Here is a 16936-nt window from a genome sequence, read left to right as displayed (position 1 = left end):
CTGATATCTGGTGAAATATTTTATGGTCAAAGATGCACAAAATTCTTCCGGAAGGGTACGTACCGGAAGTGAAGAAGAAAACGACTGGCTGACGGCCGAACAGTTCGCCAAAGCTGAAATAGAAGGTATGCCCGGCACGGCGAAAGGTGTTCGTCTGCGGCTCGAGAAGCTGGCGGAGCTACATCCCGAAATCAGGCGCAAACGCACGCGCGGGAAAGGGTTTGTCTATCACATCAGTGCCGCAGGGATGTCCCTGAAAAGTGAGAGAGAGGCGGTTAAGCTGCCATCGGATGACAAACTCAGCCTGTGGATACAGCTATTCCGCACTATGTCTCCCGCTTCACGTGACCGGATGCTGAAACTGGCACTGGCGCAGGTAGCCGAAGATCTTGAACAGGGTCAGTCATCAGCCAGTCAAAAATAGCCATCTTGTTGTAAGGTACTGAATAAAAATACTTTATTCTCAAAATGGCATTGCATTACGTATGCCATTTTGCTATACTGACTGTGCTGACACACGTCTATTTTGTATGTGTCAGCATTCATGGCATGACGCCATATATCACCCACTGTCCTTATTATCCTTTTTTCGGGAGAGTTGCTGATGTCCACGATTCACCACTATCAGTAAGTTATTACAGTGTGAATAACGTTTGAATATATTTGCTAGCCGGGAAATGACGTTATTTATGTAGCTGTCATGGCAGCTCAGTCAGAAAATATTGCCATATAAAAGACGACCATTTTCACCGTAAATATGCATCACCCGGTGCCATATATCCGTCATCAATAAACGGAGTTCATCATGAAAGAGAATATGACTGTTCATCAGTCAGGGCTGCACTTACCCGTCAGCCGGGCCTTTATAAATATAATAACTGAATACTTACCCCCGCCACCGCTTTTTCCTCCTGCCGTTACCCTGAATTTCCGCGACCCGAAATACTCCGCCGAATCCGGTGGCTTCCACCCGGTGGAAATCCGTCTCACCCGTCATGCGGATGGTTGGTATTTCGACTACGTGACCGATTTCAGCTATATGGGCCACCCATGGCCTGAGCTGGAGAAGGAATTCGATGTCTGCTGGAGCCAAAGCTACATATGGCACATCCTGATAGGTGACACGGACGCAGAAGAAGGCGGGGCGCTGTTTGAGCTGTGGCAGCGCAACTTTATCCGCTACTGCCGGATGAAGATTTACACGGTCACCGTTCAGCAGGAACGCTGATAATCACAACAGTCAGACCACGCGCGCAGTAATAAAAAGTACTCATGACGTCATGAGCCGTTAACTTTCAACAATGGCTCAGTATATGAAACAGCAAAACAGTAACACCCTGCGGCCTGCCGTACAGGGAGACCTCGACACCCTTTGTGGGTTGTACAGTGTGGTGAATGCCCTGAGCTGGCTCCACCCGCGCCTCAGACGAAAGCCTCTGTTCCGGGCGATAGTTCACTGGTTCAGCCAGGAGTATGACATTACCGTCTGCCTGACCACCGGCACTGAGCCTGACCAGCTTGACGCGATGCTGGACTTCCTCCGGACCCGCTGCCAGCAACGCTGGCCCTTCACATTCAGTAAACCCTTCATGGATATCCCGAAACTTAGCACCCGCCATATCCTCACGCAGTGCCAACAGTGGCTCGACCATCATCCCGACAGGGTTGTATTGCTGGGAGACCAGTACCACTGGACTGTGGTCAGTCACATGGACAGCGAGTGGCTGTACTTTTTCGACAGCTACACCTACAGACGCATTCATCGCAGTCGCTGGTCCCTGCGAGAGGAGCGCGGCAAACACCAGCTTTACCGTCAGGCCATCTACTTTATCGAACGGGGAGCATCAAACCATGACCACGAGTGAGCGTTTGCTGATTGAACAGGCGCGGAAACTGCTCAGAGCCACCGTCAGACGAGGCAGGGCACTGACATCCCCGGACGAGGTGCGTGACTTTTTGCTGTTCACTCTGGCGCTACGGGAGAATGAAGTATTTGGCGTACTGCTGCTGGATAACCGCAACAGGGTACTGCTGTGGCGTGAGTTGTTTTACGGCACGCTGAACCAGACAGCCGTTTACCCCCGCGAAGTGGTGAAACTGGCGCTGCAACACAACGCCGCTGCCGTGATTCTGGTTCATAACCACCCGTCAGGGCATCCGGAGGCCAGTGACGCCGATATTGCGCTGACCCGGCGCTTACAACAGGCGATGGCACTGATTGATGTCCGTATCCCGGACCACTTTATTGTCGCCGGGGACCATACGGTCTCGATGGCGGAGCGTGGGCTGCTGTAGGGCACACGCTGACTTTGGTTAATGTGCATTAATGGAGGCTGTATGCCGCAGCAACGCAGAACATCATCACACACCACCATCAACCCCGCCAGCGTCTGGCTGGACGGGCTGGCCCCGAGCGGACGCCGCAGTATGCGCTCCCTGCTGAACCTCAGCGCCACCATACTCCGGCACAACGCCACCGCAGACAGCCATGACTGGTCAGCACTGCGTTATGTCCATGTGGCAACCCTCCGCGCCACGCTGGCGGAACAGGGCTATGCCGTGGCGACCATCAATATGGTGCTGGCGGCCCTGAAAGGGGTGGCGCAGACCGCGTTTAATCTCGGGCAGATGGATGCGGACGCGCTGGCGCGTATTAAAGCGGTAAAAGGCATGCGGAGCGACAGTGAGGCGGCAGGACGCGCCCTGAGTAAGGAAGAGGTCAGGCTGTTACTGAATGCGACAAAGACCCATCCCTGTAAAGTCCGCCAGAATCGCGACCGGGCGCTACTGCTGACGCTGTGCGGAGCCGGGCTGCGGGCTGGGGAACTGGTGACGCTGGAGAGCCACGATTATGACGTTGCCACCCGGACACTGACTGTCCGGCAGGGGAAAGGGCGCAAGAAACGTGCTGTCGTGGTGGCCCCGCCAGTCGGGAAAGCGCTGGCGGCATGGATAAAGGTCAGCGCCGACCATGACAGCCTGTTCTGTCGCATTCACCGCAGCGGGAGCGTTACAGGTCAGCCACTCACTACAGCAGGGCTGGCGGGGATACTGCGCCAGCTACAGGAAACTGCGCAAATCCACCTGTTCACGCCCCATGATCTGCGCCGCACATTTATCACCCGGCTGCTGGAACAGGGTACCGACCTCAATATCGTACGCCAGCTTGCCGGGCACAGTGATATCAGCACGACCGCGCTCTATGACAGGCGTTCAACAACGATGCTGACCCATGCTTCATCGGCGCTGCGATTTTAAAATTCTGCCTCTTTCGATGTACGATTATAGGTCCCGATAACTTTATTAAGATTAGCTGTGTCCAACAACCATTCAACCATATCCGGCGTCCAGCTCCTGGCCCCGTTAAACCTGACAAGACCTAATGGAGGGATTTCAGCTTTGTTTAATCTTTCGGCAACAGATCTGATTTTTTCTTTATCACTATCACCCGTCATCAATCGATCAAAATAGCCTTTTGCATACTGATACTTGTCATAAAGCTCTCTGCCGTCTGGTGTGAAAGCTGTTTCGATTCTTACTGGTAAATCATGTTCCACAGATTCACTGCCTTGTTTGCAGAAGAATTCATTGAAGCAATGATTGATACAGAAACTGACAATCTCGCTGGCCTTGTGCCTGTCAACGTTGGACAGATTCATTGTCTGACCAAAAAATTCTCGATACATCACGGCCATTTTCTTTAGCGTGTTATCGCCGAGATAGAACTCTTTCTGGAACACATTAAATTCTTTATTCCTGTCATAGACGTTCCTGTGCCATTCGGCATCACGTTTGTCACTTTTTCTGATTCGGTTGTTTTTCATACAGTGAAATTCATTGGTTTAATTTTGAACAATGAGGCGTCATCATACTCAATCGCCATTTTCTCTTCAATTTGCCGTTTTTTCATCAATTCAGCCAGTAACGCATGCTGCTACCCGGTTTTGAGGAAAAAAATAGCTGAAATCGCGTTGTAAATGCCGTGTTCCACAAACGAAGCAAGGAACACTGCTATGTATCAAGAACGAATTCTCCGCAAAAAAGAAGTGCTGCAACGCATCGGGATCTCGAACGCCTCCCTGTACCGCCTAATCGCAAAAGGCCTGTTCCCTACGGGCATAAAGTTGACTGGTCAGGAAGGGCGTGCTGTTGGCTGGCTCTCTTCCGATATCGACAACTGGATAAGCAACCGTGAGCGCGTGAAGTAAATCACGCGCATCTATAAGCCTCATATAGCCCCCAACCTACCGACTATAACTGGTAGCTCATTAATCAGAGGTAATAGCAGTGAGATCCCGTATATACCCGGGGGGACTGCTATTGCCCGTTGCTGGCTTAAACAAGCCGGGAGCAGACAATGAAAAATACGTACGACAGTAAACGCGTGGACAGTCTGAAAAATGCAGTTCGTCTGATGCGAAATAGCGCCGGAAATCTCTGTTACGCCCACATTGATAAAATGTCGTGGATAACTGATCTTGGCAGTGTACAAAATAAAGTGCTGGTTGAACGCCTCAATGACCTGAAATCGGATGGCGGCTATCTCGTCAAATGCCGTCCTGCAGGTAAGAAAGAATGTGATGCTCTCTACCGCTCTGTCGTGGAGATCCGGCTTGCTGACAAACGCTCTGTGCATCCAGTGCTGATGATGCTCTACTTTTCACCCACAAGTAAGATTCGTGGTGCGATGCGTATGGAGTTCAGCCCACAGCACTACACACCTGAGCAGATCACTGACCTGTTCCTGTGGCTGGGACGCAAGGGACGCCTCGGAAAATATCTGTACCGGGGGCTGCGTAGCGCATGGGTGACAACCATCCATTATGCGCTGGATGTGGTGGGAATGCAGCAGCATGATTATCTGATCGGCCTTTCAAAAGTACATGGAGGCGAATACCATGATCTGAATGGTCCCGAGGAAGGGTTGCGGCTGGGTTCAAGCACGCTGGTTGCCTCCGTTTATGCCAAGGTTAATGTGCCATCTCTCAGTGTCGAGGAGCGTTATGCTGCGGCATTGCTGACACTGGAGGAGAGCCAGCTTGAGCATTTCCTGCGTCTGGAGCTGCGTTTCTCGCCGGGTAAACAGAAGCTGATGCTGCGCAATCTGTCGCATATGACCAATCTGGTATCCCGTCTGGTAATTTATCGTCGGGATATGCTGGAGGATAAGGGGCTTGACCCTGATTTCGTAAGGCTGCTAGGGGAAATGCCCATTCCGGCTGCCCGTGCGAAGTTTAAGCCAGCCAGTAAGCTGAACGGTAAGGCCGTCAGCACAACCAAGGAAGCCGCAAATAAACGCGTGGATAAGCGCATGAAAAAGTACCGTGTGGCACTGTTTGACGCAGAGGCCATCTGGGATCGGTTACCGCTGGTACTGGATACGTTGGGTATTCTGGCTCAGCCGCAGAACTGGGAACTCAAACATCGCCAGAAATGGCTCAAATCACGCGGGAAATAAGCCTTTCAGGCAACACAGCGGCAGGGACGCCGCTACATGCTCCTGCACGCGGCAAAAAAAAATGTATCAGATGGAGATGGTGACAGGCAGATGCCTGAGGCAAGCCTCCGCACAGGCCATATGCGTTGTATGGCTATAGTATGGGGACACAAGTATTAGCTGATCCCACGAATTCACTCCGGACATTCCTCGGCGGATATCCTTCCTGCCATAAGGCGCATTTTTACTGATTCTGTGTTTTTAAATTAGCCCCAAAAAAAGTGGGGCTAGCAAATATGATTCTTATGCGCGGTCGTAATTCATTGTGCAAAAACGCTGGTTGTAAAACAGCGTTTAAATAACTGGCGGAGCACAATGAAATGAAAGCCTATTGCACAAAGAATAATATTCTCGTAACAGAAAAGACGCTCGGAATTTTCAGGGAATCTATTTTCAGCGTTCCATTTGATAGTAATTGTGACAGGAGATGCAAACCCACTTATTACATATCTATAGCTATCTTTATACAGCATCTTATATGCAGTGCAACCGCCAGTAAGAACACGCGTAAAAAAGCAATTTTTGAAAGTGACGATGAATGGACCTGTTCTGTTCCTTTCCCATATTCTCTGGGCGAGAAAGAGGCTCCCGCAGTTTTTAAACAGTCTCGTGGGCTTCCCTTTGGGAGGGCACTGGAAAAGCTGGAAGCAGCGGGGCTTATCAAAATCATCCGTCATGATCCCAGCAAGCATAAATGCCGTGAATTTGCGCTGTCAAAGCAGTTGTTGAAAGCGTTGTTCCCGGGAGACCGCAAGGCATATCTGCGACGTAAGGATCGCTACAGCTATCTGACTGACCTTTACGGGAAACGCCAAAAGCCGCTGACACTTGAGGAGATAATTGCGCAGGCCTCCATCCAGAAGCCCGTCGTTTGCCACCAGATATCAAAACGTAAAATCCCGGACACGGCATTCAGGGAGCGGGTCACGCAGGTCTACGGGCAGCTTGATTACCTGCATATCAATCTTGATACCCTGAGGGATTACTGCAATGCACATCCCACCCCTGTGAATATGATGTACTACCACAATTTCATCAGCCATCTCTGCGGTGTGGGGGTGAAAATCATCAATACGAGTCCATTGATTGTGGCCTATCGTCAGTCTTACAAAACTGCCCGTCTGGGCGGACGTTCGTTTGAGGTGGGTAAAGGGTTTCAGTACCTGCCAAAGGGCATGAAATGGGCATGTCTGGCTCGGGGATATAACTACGACATTAAAAGCAGCCAACTGGAGATGTTACCAACGGTGCGAAAGTGATCCATATCCGACGCCTGAAATTAGATCCAGGGGTTAATCTGCTCTCCTGATTCGGGAGAGCTTATGGTCACTTTTGAGACAGTTATGGAAATTAAAATCCTGCATAAGCAGGGTATGAGCAGTCGGGCGATCGCCAGGGAACTGGGTATCTCCCGTAACACCGTAAAGCGTTATCTGCGTGCGCAGTCTGAGCCGCCAAAATATACGCCGCGTCCCGCAACCGCTTCACTCCTGGATGAATACCGGGACTATATTCGGCAACGCATCGCCGATGCTCATCCTTATAAAATCCCTGCAACGGTCATCGCCCGCGAGATCACGGAGCAGGGTTATCGTGGTGGCATGACCATCCTGAGAGAGTTCATACGTTCACTTGCCATTCCTCAGGAACAGGAGCCTGTCGTGCGCTTCGAAACAGAGCCAGGACGACAGATGCAGGTTGACTGGGGCACCATGCGTAATGGCAAATCACCACTTCATGTGTTCGTTGCCGTTCTGGGGTTCAGCAGAATGCTGTATATCGAGTTCACTGACAATATGCGCTACGACACCCTGGAAGAATGCCACCGTAATGCGTTCAGCTTCTTCGGTGGCGTACCGCGTGAAGTGCTCTACGACAACATGAAAACGGTAGTGCTACAGCGCGATGCTTATCGGGCCGGGCAACACCGGTTCAACCCTTCACTGTGGCAGTTCGGCAAAGAGATGGGCTTCTCTCCACGGCTGTGCCGCCCCTTCAGAGCACAGACTAAAGGCAAGGTGGAGCGGATGGTGCAGTACACCCGCAACAGCTTCTACATCCCGCTAATGACTCGCCTGCGTCCGTTGGGGATCACCGTCGATGTTGAAACAGCCAACCGCTACGGCCTGCGCTGGTTGCACGATGTCGCTAACCAGCGCAGGCACGAAACAATACAGACCCGTCCCTGCGATCGCTGGATCGAAGAGCAGCAGTCCATGCTGGCTCTACCGACGGAGAAAAAACAGTATGACGTGCAGGTAGACGAAAGCCTGGTGACCTTCGACAGGCAGCCACTGCACCACCCGCTATCCATCTATGACACGTTCTGCAGAGGAGCCGCATGATGGTGGAACTGCAACATCAACGGCTGATGGTGCTTGCCGAACAGCTGCAACTGGACAGTCTGATCAGCGCAGCGCCAGCCCTGTCACAGCAGGCAGTGGAGCAGGAATGGAGTTACATGGACTTCCTGGAGCATCTGCTTCACGAAGAGAAACTGGCCCGACATCAGCGTAAACAGGCAATGTATACCCGGATGGCGGCCTTCCCGGCAGTGAAAACGTTCGAAGAATACGACTTTACCTTCGCCACCGGTGCGCCGCAGAAGCAGATCCAGTCGCTGCGTTCACTGAGCTTCATAGAGCGCAACGAAAACATCGTGTTGCTGGGGCCATCCGGCGTGGGGAAAACGCATCTGGCAATAGCAATGGGCTACGAAGCGGTACGGGCGGGTATCAAGGTTCGCTTCACTACGGCGGCGGATCTCTTGCTTCAGCTGTCCACGGCACAACGCCAGGGGCGCTATAAAACAACGCTTCACCGTGGCGTGATGGCACCAAAGCTGCTCATCATCGATGAAATAGGCTACCTGCCGTTCAGCCAGGAAGAAGCCAAGCTGTTCTTCCAGGTCATCGCCAAACGTTATGAAAAGAGCGCGATGATCCTGACCTCCAACCTGCCGTTCGGGCAGTGGGATCAGACGTTCGCCGGTGATGCGGCGCTAACATCCGCGATGCTGGACCGGATCTTACACCACTCACACGTTGTTCAAATAAAAGGAGAGAGTTATCGACTGAAACAGAAACGAAAGGCCGGGGTTATCGCTGAAGCTAATCCTGAGTAAAACGGTGGATCAATATTAGACCGTCGGTGGAGATGTAAGTGGATCACTTTTTACCCGTCGTTGACAGGAGATCCTGCGCCACGAACTTCTGCGTATTGGCGTGTCGCCCAAAAATCTGAAACGCCTTGAAACCAGCTATATCAGTAAGAAACTGGGGATTGATGAAGATGATGTTAAAAGCTTTCGTTTTTCGACCATTTTCAGCGCCGGTTCTGTAAGCCTGTCATTTAAAAGTGTGAGCAAAAAGCGGCTGAACAAACGGCTGGGAGAAGCGGAGGCAGACAGGGTGTTAAAACGCTGGAAAAAGCTAATGAAACCACTCAGGAAAGACCTTAAGCGCCTTATTGATGATTATCTGTCATCCGGTAAGACCAACCGCTACGGGCTTTGTGTCAGAAATGCAGTGGGGCAGAATTTTAACTGCACATGGAGGAATGCCCGGAAGGAGAGAAAATGGCAGCCTATGCAGATGCGCCGGAAATTGCTCGCCCATATGTTGCAGGGGCTGGAAAGTCGTGCCGTCTACGATTATGTTGCCTGTCATGATGGAGTATGCGCACTGGAGCATGACGGTTTCGTCAGCCTGAGCAAGTTGTCCGATGATGACTGGAAACATCCGTATCTGCGCATTGTGCTGAAAAATGAGGTATATACCTAGAATAATTACCATTCTCACTACGAATGGTAAAAGTAATAAGCATTTTGAATTAAAACTTAAAAAGAGAACCAGATCACAAAATACTTTAATCGATCTACCCTTCAAGATTGTGTATAATTCGTACAACCTTGTGACTTATGTTTTTTAACGACAACGTTCCGTTTCTTATTAAAAATAAGGATATCACATTGAATACTAAATCTGATGAAGTAAACAAAATTATTACTCAAGAAATAATTTCATTTGATAAGTCGATTTACTTTACAAAGAAAAATTATCAAATAGGAATGTTATCAAATCTTGCCTTCAAGGCTGGAGATTGGCTCTTTGATAAAAGTCACATAAAAGATAATATATACTCCCTCAGCAACTCTAATATTGGGGTATCATTTCTTGCTGAATTGAAAGGCAGCACTTATCATATACGTGGCGACATAAAAAGATTATCTGATAATAAAACATCATTCTTTGATAACGTAAAAATAAACGGTAAAGGGGAATCAAATAAATCTCTTAGACCTGCACAAATTGGTGCTATTTATGCATTACTATCTCATTGGTCATTGTCATCAGAAACTTGCACAGTTGTTCTACCGACAGGCACAGGTAAAACAGAGACAATGCTTTTAGCATCTCTTGCTGACAAAGCGACACATACACTAGTAATTGTCCCTTCAATAGATCTTAAATATCAAATCGCAGATAAGTTTTCTTCCTGGGGGATATTAAGAGAATTAGGAGTAATACCGAACCCCACTCCAAACCCAACAGTATTAATGTTAAAGGAAGGTCTAGCTTTTTCTGAGGAAAGCATAGGATTACTCCATGAATCTGATGTTGTTATAACAACTCCTGCGCTTATAGCAAGGGCATCTCCGACATTACAAAAAACAATATCAGATATATTCACACATGTTTACTTTGATGAAGCACATCATATACAGGCATCAGAGTGGGATATAATAAAAAAACTTTTTTCAAAATCTAAAATTGTACAATTCACCGCAACACCCTATAGAAATGATAAGAAACCAATTGAAGGAAAGATCGTATATAACTACCCTTTATCTCACGCATTAAAAGATAATTGTTTCTCCAGGATATCATTAGTTGCTGTGGATGAACGCCATCCCAGAAAGAAAGATTTAGCTATAGCAAATGCGGCCATGTCTAGGTTAATTACAGACAGGAAAAACGGATGGATAAGACATAAGATGATGGTTCGCGCTGATAATAAAAAGCATGCTATTGAACTTTTTGACATGTACAAAGAATTATTCCCAAATGAACGAATAGCGATTGTATACACAGGAATCAAGAATAGAAGAAATCTGATTAGCGACATTAAAAATGGGGCATACGACATAATCGTATGCGTTGACATGCTAAAAGAAGGTTTTGACTATCCTGATTTTAAAATTGCAGCTGTGCACGGAATACACAAATCATTAGCGGTTTTGTTACAATTTATCGGCCGATTTACTAGGACTCAAGAGGGACTGGGTGATGCTTCATTTGTTGTGAATTATGCTGATGAAAAAATATCCATTGAATTAGAAAATTTATTCCAAGAAGGTTCCGGTTGGGAAGAAGTTATTAGCGAAATAGCTGATGCAAAGAAAAATGAAGCAGAAACATTACTTAGTTTTCTTCAAGGATGTAAACCTTTTTCTGGTTTTGATTCTCCAAATATAGACCTAAATCCTAAACTTGTTTACCCTGCACTAAGTACTGTATGTTTTAAATGCAAAAAAGCAGAATGGAAAAATTTCAAGAACGCATTCAATTTAAATAAATACTCCCTATCACAACCATTTATTAATAAAGAAGAAAATGTCTTTTATTTCACTACACAAAAGAGAGAGAAGGTGAAATGGGCCAGAACAGACAAAATGCGTGACCAGACGTGGGACCTCATTGTTATGCATTATAATATATCTATGAATCTTCTTTATATTGGCTATTCCGAGAAAAAATTAGATATTAATTTTTTAGTTGAAAAGATAACGGAAGATAAACCTACTCAGTTAAGAGGCGACTGCGTTTTTAGATCTTTTGATAATATCAAGCGCCTTAGTATAATTCATGCGGGGATTTTCAAACCAGCTAATCATCTTCACCGCTACTCCCGTTTAAGTGGGGCAGATGTAACAACTGAATTAACAAAATGGAAAGAAGGCCAACGCTGTCAAAAATCAGATTTCGTAGGTATCGGTTTCCGAGATGGATTTCCCGTTAGTGTCGGAGCCTCTGTTAAAGGAAAAATATGGAGTCCCGCCCGTGTAGGCGATTTGAAAGAGTGGAAATCTTGGTGTTTAGAAATCGGTAATTTAATTACAGATGAGAGTATTGATGCCAATAAATTATTAGAAGACTCTGCTCAGAAAACACAATTATTATCATATCCTGAAAACATAATCATTTTAGCAACAGACTGGTCCGAAGATTTATATGAGAGAATGCATAAAATCACGATAGAACGACCTCAGAAGGAATCTATATTATTGGCAGAATGTGCTTTAAAAAATATATCACATAATAATAACCATGCGTTCTTTGAGATAATAATTTCAGATGAGAAGATTCCGTTTTCAATAGTACTTGGAGGAGAGAGAGGTCATAGTATTGAAGGGTTAGATGAGACAGATATTTACATTGAAGGTTTAAAAAGCAATACACTATCATTAAAACAGTTTTTTGAGGAAAATCCCCCAACGATGTTTTTATTAGATGGGTGCACTATTTCTGGATGTATTCACACAAACTATGGCGAGTCATTTGAGGTTCAAATCCCATCAGAAAGAATAACAACACTGGAATGGGATGATGTAAATTACACGGTAGAATCATTATATAAAGGTGATAAAATCCGTAATAATTCCATTCAAGAATACATGATGATACATCTTAAAAAAAATGGTGCCCGGATTATTTTTAATGATGACAATGCTGGTGAATCATCTGACATTGTAGCAATATTCGTCGAAGACGATTTAATAAGATTTGAAATGATTCATTGCAAATACTCAAAAGAAACATCAGGAGCAAGATTATCAGATCTTTATGAAGTGTGTGGGCAAGCTGTCGTATCTCTACGTTACAAATGGAAACCAGAAGAACTCCTTAAACACATGGAAAGACGTAATGGCATGGGTATTTTGAAAAATAAGAGATTTTATCATGGAAGTCCTGACGATCTGGAAAATATAAGAAAAGCATTAAAATATTCAAATGTGGAGTTTGAGTTTTCAATTGCTCAACCAGGTGTGGAAAAATCAAAGTTATCGATAGACATGAGAAATTTCCTGGGTTCAATTTACTCAACGATCATTGAAATGACTGAAACAAAATTAAAGTGTTATTTCAATAGATAACCCCTAAGGCCCTTCGTAACGAAGGGCCTTATATATTTAAGTCAAAATTTAAAAGGAACAACAATTTCGTCATAACCATCATCAATAGCAGGTATGTATTTGATGCCTGATATATCTGCTAATAATTCAGGTCTAACCTTAATCTTTTCAGCTAACATATCGAAAGATATACCCAGATGCTCTTTCAAAATTGCCAAACTTTCCTCAAGAACATGAGGTTCCTCTAAAGGAATTTGATCGTCCAGTTTTTCTTTTTTTGTTTGTCTTGTTTGGCTGAACCAGACATTAGCACTTCTATATTGCTGAGCGTTAATAAAACCCAGGAAATGTGCTCTATAAATAATTGCTTTAGCACTAACTTTCCATCGAGTTTTTAAAGCATACACTTTCTTCCAGTCAATCATTCCGCCAATACCTAAGCAAGACGGAAATTCTCTGGCAAAAGACTTGCGAGGAAATAAGAAAGCACTAGCAAAGGCGTCAGCCTCTCTCTCTGTCTGTTTACACCCAGTCTCAATACCATCATGCATTATTAAATGACCACATTCATGGGCCAAATCAAAACGCATTCGACATGCACTTTCCTTCGCAGTATTGCGAATTATTATAGGAAATTTTCTATTAACAGATAAAGCATCAACTTTTTCAGACACGCCATCAAAACAGGTAACAATTGCTCCCTGATTTTCAACAACATTGACCATATTATCTATAGGGGCATCAGGTGTTAACCCCCAACGAATACGGGCTCCCTCAGCAATCTTTTCTATCAATGGCGGTGTTAATTCTACAATCTTACTATTATCAATCAAATTAAAACCGTTCTCGGGCATATCTAGGTGTTCATGCAACTCAGCAACGAGCTGCTCAAGAATAGTACTGTATGCCTGAACCCGCTCTTTAACACCAGCAGGTGTTGTTTGTCTCTTACGAAAATGGCATTGCTCTGGCTTGACGTCACCAGAAAGAGGAACCCCAAAAAAGTCAGTGGATACCTGAAGAAACTCAGCCAGTGCATTACGTACATCATTAGCGGGTGCCCGAACGTCACTTTCATACTGGTGTATACTTTGCCGGGTAACAAAAACTGCATCACCCAGCTCTTGTAGTGTGTACCCTTTTAACAAACGGGCGAGCCGAAGCCGCTCGCCATAAAATTCTATAGCCATAACTTACTAACCATTATTCGGGTCATCATTCTCGGCCTTTTTGTCTTTCCTTTTGACAGAGATTGATGCTTTCTGAGTTTTGACTGGCTCAGGTAATTCGGTATCAATGGAACTGAAAGCAGGAACTCTTTCATCCAGCGGAATTTCCCAGCATGAAACCTGCACGCCTTCTAAAAATCCAGTAAAGGTTACACGCTCAACATAGCGGAAATCATCAACTTCAACAGCAAAAAACCAAATGACAGATACAGCGTCGCCTACTTCAATAGGCAATAAACTCATCTGACTCAGCGCTTCTACGCAAGGTATCAGCCTGCGTTCTTCCGGACGATTAGGACCTCCCCGATACAAACGCACTGGCACTGAATCGATAGAAAAGGTAAATTTTCCATCGTCTTTCACTATGCCAAGCCAGGGCCACTCTTCATGTTGAGTTGCGGCCCGAATTATCCTCGTTCGGCAACATTCATAGGCCCTCAACCCAGTTGAACGAGCAGAATCACCGAGTTCTTCATTATGTAAATCAATCACATCATCCCTGACATTTCGAATCAGGGATGCAAGTTGTTTAAGTCGCTCTATTGTTAGAGCTGGGTTTAGCTCCCACGGTTGCTTCATTGCAAAAAAGACCTCATGCGTAGAGTTACGTAGCCCTTAATGGGGATTTGGTGAAATACATGACAATAATCTTGCGTTTTTTTTGTTTTGTCAAGTAACAAAACAAAAGTAATCACCAAACCAACATGTCAATTAATTTTGTAACCATATGATTAATATTGATTTTTCTATTTAAATCAAAATGTACATCGCAGGCGATATGGTATGTGTACATACACTTCAACTCAGACACGTACCAAAATCTCAGAAGCATTGGATACCACCACTCAGAGGGAACCGATTGAAATCCCCCACCAATACAGTAGCTCAGCAGTGGTTATCAATAAGGCTTAGTTCGAGGCATATAAGAATGCTAAACTGGATGCAGAGTTCGATATGATTATTCAACCTCATGGTCATAGTGTAGAGGCGCTGACAAACTGATGATCTAGGTTAGTGCTCAAGATGTTATCACTTTCCACGACCGTATATTTGGAACGTCTCACATTGGCAAAGTGGAGGCTCTTTCCAACATTTTCATACCGAATGGGAAGAAGGCGGCCTTATCGAACCTTCCCTTAAAGTTGCGAAGTGTAAATGCCAGCAACCTGCACTTGTTAGCTCATCTTACTGAACCGATCTTAACAAGAACTGATGGACAATTTCGCCCCAACTCATTGGACACTTTTATTTATCGTGTATTCATGTGTGTACTTAACGAAAAGAAAGATTAATAAAAATATAATAAAATCAATACACATAAGCATTCACTCAACATTCAGATCCAATCGAGTAAGCGGCCGGTGGACGATGCGTCCGCCCCGCTGAAGCATGCTAAAAAGCCATTGTTGAAATGGCTTTTTTTCTATTGTGGCCAACGCGCTGCCGCGGCCCACCTCCGGCGGCGTGGCTCTCCCTTGCCAGTTAACCACTAAAAAAACTAATCTATATCAAATATAAAATACGCAATCAAAGCCACAAATAAGGCATATATACATTAGAAAAAGTAATTCGAAACAGCATACCTTAGAAAAACTCAGTCGCGCAGCCCGCCCAGGCTGACTATCCTGCCCACTTTCGACCTCTTCCCTGGCTTTACGGACGAGCATACCCATTATGTTACTGAGCATTCTCTATATTGTCGGCATTACCGCAGAGGCGATGACCGGCGCGCTGGCGGCGGGACGTCGCCAAATGGACACCTTCGGGGTGATCATCATCGCTTCGGCCACCGCCATCGGCGGCGGCTCGGTACGCGATATGCTGCTGGGGCACTACCCGCTGAGCTGGGTCAAACACCCGGAAAACATTGTGATCGTCGCCTGCGCCGCCGTGCTGACCACCTGGGTAGCGCCGTTGATGTCACATCTGCGTCGCCTGTTTCTGCTACTCGACGCCGTCGGCCTGATCGTCTTTTCCATCATCGGCGCCCAGGTCGCGCTGGAGATGGGGCACGGCCCTATCGTCGCGGTCATCGCCGCCGTCGTCACCGGGGTGTTCGGCGGCGTTCTGCGCGATCTGTTCTGCAATCAGATCCCCCTCGTCTTTCAGAAAGAGCTGTACGCCGGGATCTCGTTTGCCGCCGCTTGGCTCTATCTGGGACTGCTATACCTGCAGGTACCGCAGGATCTCACGGTGATCATCACCCTGGTGGCCGGCTTTAGCGCCCGTCTGCTGGCGCTGCGCTTCCATCTGAGCCTGCCGGTTTTCGACTATAAACAGCCGGAGCGCGAATAGTCCGAGCGGCGTGAAATCTGCGTCGGCGCAACGAGAGCGCTGCAACCGGCGGCGGAGCCGTGTATAATGAGCGGATATATTGCTATATTTCGCTCTTTTACACGCTGATAAGACATACACATGGTACAAGGTACGCTCTATATCGTTTCCGCGCCGAGCGGCGCTGGCAAATCCAGCCTGATCCAGGCCCTGCTGAAAACGCAGCCGACCTACGACTCCCGGGTTTCCGTCTCGCACACCACGCGCGCCAGCCGTCCGGGCGAACAGCACGGTGAGCATTACTACTTTGTCTCTGTGGACGAGTTCAAGGCAATGATCGCCCGCGATGATTTCCTGGAGCACGCCGAAGTCTTTGGCAACTACTATGGCACCTCGCGTCAGGCGATTGAAAAGGTTCTGGCGCAGGGGATCGATGTTTTCCTCGATATCGACTGGCAGGGCGCCCGCCAGGTGCGCAGCAAGATGCCGCAGGCCCGCAGCATCTTCATTCTGCCGCCGTCGCGCGAGGAGCTGGCGCGCCGTCTGCACGGTCGCGGGCAGGACAGCGATGACGTCATCGCCGGGCGTATGGCCAAGGCGGTCAGCGAAATGTCGCACTATAGCGAGTACGACTACCTCATCATCAACGACGACTTCGACGTCGCGCTTCAGGATCTGCGCACCATCATCCGCGCCGAACGCCTGCGCCGCGAGCGTCAGCAGCTGCGTCATGATGCTTTAATCAGCAAATTATTGGCAGACTGAGCCCAGTTTCAGTATCATGCCCAGTCATTTCTTCAC

General features: G+C 47.1%; 17 protein-coding genes and 1 pseudogene. 15 read left to right on the top strand and 3 right to left on the bottom strand.

Going from position 1 to position 16936, the window contains the following annotated elements; translation table 11 throughout:
• Positions 1-22 precede the first annotated feature (22 nt).
• The 5 genes from L1P05_RS00235 to L1P05_RS00215 all read left to right on the top strand — a co-directional run bounded on the left by L1P05_RS00235 (position 23) and on the right by L1P05_RS00215 (position 3258).
• Complete coding sequence (locus L1P05_RS00235) at positions 23-424, top strand: hypothetical protein (protein ID WP_041692472.1); 402 nt, start codon at positions 23-25, stop codon at positions 422-424.
• A gap of 381 nt (positions 425-805) precedes the next feature.
• Positions 806-1228, top strand: a complete 423-nt coding sequence (locus L1P05_RS00230) for a DUF2787 family protein (protein WP_012846929.1) — start codon at positions 806-808, stop codon at positions 1226-1228.
• A gap of 85 nt (positions 1229-1313) precedes the next feature.
• On the top strand, positions 1314-1865 hold the full coding sequence (locus tag L1P05_RS00225) for a hypothetical protein (RefSeq protein WP_146203336.1): 552 nt from the start codon (positions 1314-1316) through the stop codon (positions 1863-1865).
• Positions 1852-2295, top strand: a complete 444-nt coding sequence (gene radC / locus L1P05_RS00220) for a RadC family protein (RefSeq protein WP_012846927.1) — start codon at positions 1852-1854, stop codon at positions 2293-2295. The genes L1P05_RS00225 and radC overlap by 14 nt, the downstream gene beginning before the upstream one ends.
• 42 nt (positions 2296-2337) lie before the next feature.
• Positions 2338-3258 carry a tyrosine-type recombinase/integrase gene (locus tag L1P05_RS00215; RefSeq protein WP_012846926.1) on the top strand — a complete coding sequence of 307 codons (921 nt, stop codon included), beginning with the start codon at positions 2338-2340 and terminating at the stop codon, positions 3256-3258.
• Here L1P05_RS00215 and L1P05_RS00210 read toward each other — a convergent pair.
• Positions 3255-3824 (bottom strand): hypothetical protein, encoded by a 570-nt coding sequence (locus tag L1P05_RS00210; RefSeq protein ID WP_012846925.1) that lies wholly within the window; start codon positions 3822-3824, stop codon positions 3255-3257. The genes L1P05_RS00215 and L1P05_RS00210 overlap by 4 nt on opposite strands.
• A gap of 189 nt (positions 3825-4013) precedes the next feature.
• Between L1P05_RS00210 and L1P05_RS00205 the strand changes: the two genes are divergently transcribed.
• From L1P05_RS00205 to L1P05_RS00175, 7 genes are all read left to right on the top strand, one after another.
• Positions 4014-4208 (top strand): helix-turn-helix transcriptional regulator, encoded by a 195-nt coding sequence (locus L1P05_RS00205; RefSeq protein ID WP_012846924.1) that lies wholly within the window; start codon positions 4014-4016, stop codon positions 4206-4208.
• A gap of 149 nt (positions 4209-4357) precedes the next feature.
• A complete protein-coding gene (locus tag L1P05_RS00200; RefSeq protein WP_012846923.1) occupies positions 4358-5458 on the top strand; it encodes a hypothetical protein in 1101 nt (366 codons plus the stop codon).
• Between the two features lie 359 nt (positions 5459-5817).
• Positions 5818-6756, top strand: a complete 939-nt coding sequence (locus tag L1P05_RS00195) for a hypothetical protein (protein ID WP_012846922.1) — start codon at positions 5818-5820, stop codon at positions 6754-6756.
• A gap of 63 nt (positions 6757-6819) precedes the next feature.
• On the top strand, positions 6820-7842 hold the full coding sequence (istA, locus tag L1P05_RS00190) for an IS21 family transposase (protein ID WP_012846921.1): 1023 nt from the start codon (positions 6820-6822) through the stop codon (positions 7840-7842).
• Positions 7839-8621, top strand: coding sequence for an IS21-like element ISSen3 family helper ATPase IstB (gene istB, locus L1P05_RS00185; protein ID WP_012846920.1), 783 nt, complete (start codon positions 7839-7841; stop codon positions 8619-8621). The genes istA and istB overlap by 4 nt, the downstream gene beginning before the upstream one ends.
• 100 nt (positions 8622-8721) lie before the next feature.
• Entirely contained in the window at positions 8722-9279 is a 558-nt protein-coding gene (locus tag L1P05_RS00180; RefSeq protein WP_012846919.1) for a hypothetical protein, read from the top strand.
• A 188-nt stretch (positions 9280-9467) separates the two neighbouring features.
• Entirely contained in the window at positions 9468-12653 is a 3186-nt protein-coding gene (locus L1P05_RS00175; protein WP_071818547.1) for a DEAD/DEAH box helicase, read from the top strand.
• Positions 12654-12694: 41 nt separating this feature from the next.
• On the opposite strand, the gene L1P05_RS00170 is transcribed toward L1P05_RS00175, so the two are convergent.
• Together L1P05_RS00170 and L1P05_RS00165 are read right to left on the bottom strand one after the other, a co-directional pair.
• Positions 12695-13822: a helix-turn-helix domain-containing protein gene (locus L1P05_RS00170; protein ID WP_041692469.1), complete on the bottom strand. Its 1128-nt coding sequence runs from the start codon at positions 13820-13822 to the stop codon at positions 12695-12697.
• A gap of 6 nt (positions 13823-13828) precedes the next feature.
• A complete protein-coding gene (locus L1P05_RS00165; protein WP_226989541.1) occupies positions 13829-14440 on the bottom strand; it encodes a hypothetical protein in 612 nt (203 codons plus the stop codon).
• Positions 14441-14644: 204 nt separating this feature from the next.
• On the opposite strand from L1P05_RS00165, the pseudogene L1P05_RS00160 reads away from it, so the two are divergent.
• The 3 genes and pseudogenes from L1P05_RS00160 (at position 14645) to gmk (ending at position 16900) form a co-directional block, all read left to right on the top strand.
• Positions 14645-14863 (top strand): annotated as a pseudogene (locus L1P05_RS00160) (type II toxin-antitoxin system prevent-host-death family antitoxin).
• Between the two features lie 672 nt (positions 14864-15535).
• On the top strand, positions 15536-16156 hold the full coding sequence (locus tag L1P05_RS00155) for a trimeric intracellular cation channel family protein (protein ID WP_012846914.1): 621 nt from the start codon (positions 15536-15538) through the stop codon (positions 16154-16156).
• A gap of 120 nt (positions 16157-16276) precedes the next feature.
• On the top strand, positions 16277-16900 hold the full coding sequence (gmk, locus tag L1P05_RS00150) for a guanylate kinase (protein ID WP_012846913.1): 624 nt from the start codon (positions 16277-16279) through the stop codon (positions 16898-16900).
• Positions 16901-16936 lie beyond the last annotated feature (36 nt).

This window comes from Edwardsiella piscicida (assembly GCF_021733145.1).
Lineage (GTDB): Bacteria > Pseudomonadota > Gammaproteobacteria > Enterobacterales > Enterobacteriaceae > Edwardsiella > Edwardsiella piscicida.
This window is presented reverse-complemented; position numbering and strand designations above follow the sequence as displayed.